This window comes from Streptomyces sp. NPDC004647 (assembly GCF_040609575.1).
Lineage (GTDB): Bacteria > Actinomycetota > Actinomycetes > Streptomycetales > Streptomycetaceae > Streptomyces.
In genome coordinates this window covers 1-2,819 of record NZ_JBEXKU010000185.1, presented here as the reverse complement: position 1 = coordinate 2,819, position 2,819 = coordinate 1, and the positions used below count along the sequence as shown (strand labels likewise).

The 2,819-nt window shown below is 67.9% G+C and carries 4 protein-coding genes; 1 reads left to right on the top strand and 3 read right to left on the bottom strand.

The features are described from left to right. The first annotated feature begins 93 nt into the window (after positions 1–93). On the top strand, positions 94–1,020 hold the full coding sequence (locus ABZW18_RS34470) for a F510_1955 family glycosylhydrolase (protein WP_356195398.1): 927 nt from the start codon (positions 94–96) through the stop codon (positions 1,018–1,020). Positions 1,021–1,233: 213 nt separating this feature from the next. Here the strand turns inward: ABZW18_RS34470 and ABZW18_RS34465 are convergent, their stop codons facing one another. From ABZW18_RS34465 to ABZW18_RS34455, 3 genes are all read right to left on the bottom strand, one after another. Then, a complete protein-coding gene (locus ABZW18_RS34465; protein ID WP_356195396.1) occupies positions 1,234–1,356 on the bottom strand; it encodes a hypothetical protein in 123 nt (40 codons plus the stop codon). 231 nt (positions 1,357–1,587) lie between these two features. Continuing rightward, a complete protein-coding gene (locus ABZW18_RS34460) occupies positions 1,588–2,316 on the bottom strand; it encodes a hypothetical protein (RefSeq protein ID WP_356195393.1) in 729 nt (242 codons plus the stop codon). A 24-nt stretch (positions 2,317–2,340) separates the two neighbouring features. Continuing rightward, positions 2,341–2,583 carry a hypothetical protein gene (locus ABZW18_RS34455; protein ID WP_356195390.1) on the bottom strand — a complete coding sequence of 81 codons (243 nt, stop codon included), beginning with the start codon at positions 2,581–2,583 and terminating at the stop codon, positions 2,341–2,343. Positions 2,584–2,819 lie beyond the last annotated feature (236 nt).

Below are 2,819 nucleotides of genomic sequence, written 5' to 3'. Positions count from 1 at the left end.
CGGGCGGCACCGCCGGTGCCGCCCGCACCCCAACCCAGGTCGACTCGCTACCGACACGCTCTCCGGTCCCCCTTCCCCCTTAATGGAACTCTCGTGATCACCTCTTCAGCTCTGCGCTCTTTCCTCTCGTGGCGCCGCGCCGCCGCGCTGCTGCTGACTTCCTGCACGCTGGCCCTGGCCGCCTGCTCTGCGAACTCCAGCGACGGCACTCCCAGCTTCAGCACCTCAACGTCGGATCCTGGCACCGGGCATCTGCACGGCCTAGGGGTAGACCCGGCCGACGGTGCGGTCTACGCCGCTGGCCACCTGGGCGTCTTCCGCATCGACGGCGGCAAGGCCGCCCGGATCGCCGACCGTTACCAGGACACGATGGGCTTCACCGTCACCGGTCCGCGCACGTTCCTGGGCAGCGGCCACCCCGACCCGAGCGATCCCAAGGCCACCTCCCCGCATCTGGGCCTGATCCGCAGCACCGACGCCGCCAAGACCTGGAAGAGCGTCTCCGCCTCCGGCAAGGCGGACTTCCACGCGCTGCAGGCCGCCGGTGACCAGCTCTACGGCTTCGACAGCCAATCGGGCCAGCTCTGGGCCAGCAGCAATCAGGGCCGCACCTGGCAGCAACGGGCCACGGAAGTCATGGGCGACCTGGCCGCACACGCAAGCCAGCCGGAGCGGGTGTGGGCCACCACCCGGGAAGGCCTGAAGGTCAGCGAGGACGGCGGCCGCACCTTCACCCCCGTGCCCGGCGCCCCTGCGCTGGCCGCCATCGACCGCCCCAGCCCCGATCTGCTGGTCGCCCTCACAGCCGACGGACGCGTGGTGACCAGCCGCGACGGCACCGCCTGGAGCGAACGCGGCCGCCTGCCCGACGGCGCCCGGCCCACCGTCCTCGCGGCCCCCAGCCCCAGCCGCCTGCTTGCCGCCGACGCGACCGACACAATCCATGAATCCACCGACGGCGGACGCAGCTGGAACCTGCTGTACCGGGGGGCGGACGAGGCGCACTCTGGCCACTACTGAAGCCACCCCTGCGGCATGAGCTTGACAGCCACACCCAGTGCCCCTGGGCCTCCCGATCCTACGAGCGAGCGGAATCAACCCACCAACAACGTAAGGAGCTTGTAGGCGTGATGTCGTCAGACTGAGGCCGGTTGCGGCGAGCCATCGGTCGATGACATCGCTGCGGTACTGGATCCGTACCAGCATCTACCGTCACCCACGTACACCCGCCCGTCAGCCCGCGCGGTACCGGCCGCAGGCGTATGCGCTGCTGCCCCCACTTCGTACGCGCTGGCGCTGGGCGTCGACCCGCTGCTCGCCGCCCGGGTGGAGGGCATCGGCTACGACCAGGGCCACCACGTTCTGTCTGGCTCAAGGATGGTGCCCGGACGAAGAAACCCATCCCGCCGCCCGCGCATCACGTGCTGATGCCTCACCTCGACGGCCGCACCGAGGGCTTCCTCGATGCAGGAGTGTGCCCGGAGCGGCATTCGCGTCGTGGGTGGCGCGCTGGCAGCGATCGCCTCAATCTTTCGAGCGCACGAGTCGGGGTGAGGTAGACGGACCACCGTCGGCGCCGGGTCAGGTTCATGCTGGGTGCTGGTCGCGCGCTCGCCTTCCGGTGGCGAGCACCCCGAAGGCGAATGCCAAGACGACGACCAAAAAGGCGATACCCAGGGCATCCTGAAGCCCACTCGCCAGACCGTTGTAGCCCACGTCTACCCCGATCGCCACAGAGAAGAGGCCCGCGAGCACGGCCGCCCAGCCCAGCCAGCCGACGACCAGACGACTAGCCAGGATCGCTGCCCCAAAAAGGGCGAAGGTTAGCCCGAGCAGGATGCGGAAATAGCTCTGGATACCCCATTCGAGCCAGCGCACAGTCTCGGCATTGGCAAAGCGGATCGGCTTCTCCGCCCCTGACGCGCTGTCCCAGGCCTCGACGGCTTGCTTCAGCCCCACGCCGTCGAGGCCCTGCAGAACGGCCCAGGTGGCAGCCGTTGCAACGGTCGCCGCGGCCGCGAGGTGCGCCGGCAGAGGGGGCCGGCCGGCAGCGCGCATGGCGCGGTAGAGAACAAGCAGTCCAGCCAACGCGAGGAGGACGCCAACGAACTGACCGAGATGAATCGCTACCCAGGCACCGCTGTCGGCGTACTCGGTAAAGATCGCCGGGTGGTCGTTTTCCTCTCCCGCCGGGTGAATCGCGGTCATGACGACATTGAGAAGAAGGCCGACGACCATGAGCCCGCCGGCGATCGTCAACTCACTGCGTCCTGAGCCGGCCGTATCCGTTCGTTGAGAGTCGATGTCTGGACTCATGAGTAGACGTCGGTCCTCTCGATTTCATCGGTCGCAGTATTTGAGGATCTCCAGATGCAGCTTTTGCCGGTCAGGACACGCGACAGTACCTTGCGGCCACCGAACCTCCGGCTGCCCCAGCAGATCAAGAACCAGCACCGTCCAACCGAGCCGGAACGCCTCAATACCGGGCATCTCGAGAAAGGCCGCCTGCAGATCCTGCAGCCGTTTGCCCATCTCGTCGGCGGCGGCCACCGTACTGCGCCGGGTATCGGTGGCGATCCCCACCGCCGCACCACTCACTCGAACGAGTTGAGCGACCCACCGGATGCTGCGACGCCCGTATGAAGTGGAGCGCGCGGGGGGGAAGCCTCCACCGGGTGCCTCGACGACCACTACCGCGCCACCATCGAGTTCCAGGGGGGACGTCCGGGAGTGTCTAATCAACGGCGGATCTGCTGATCAAGGAGAGACGCCGAGTGAGCGAGACGATGATCGGGCACGAGTCCGTCGAGGAGTCGGCC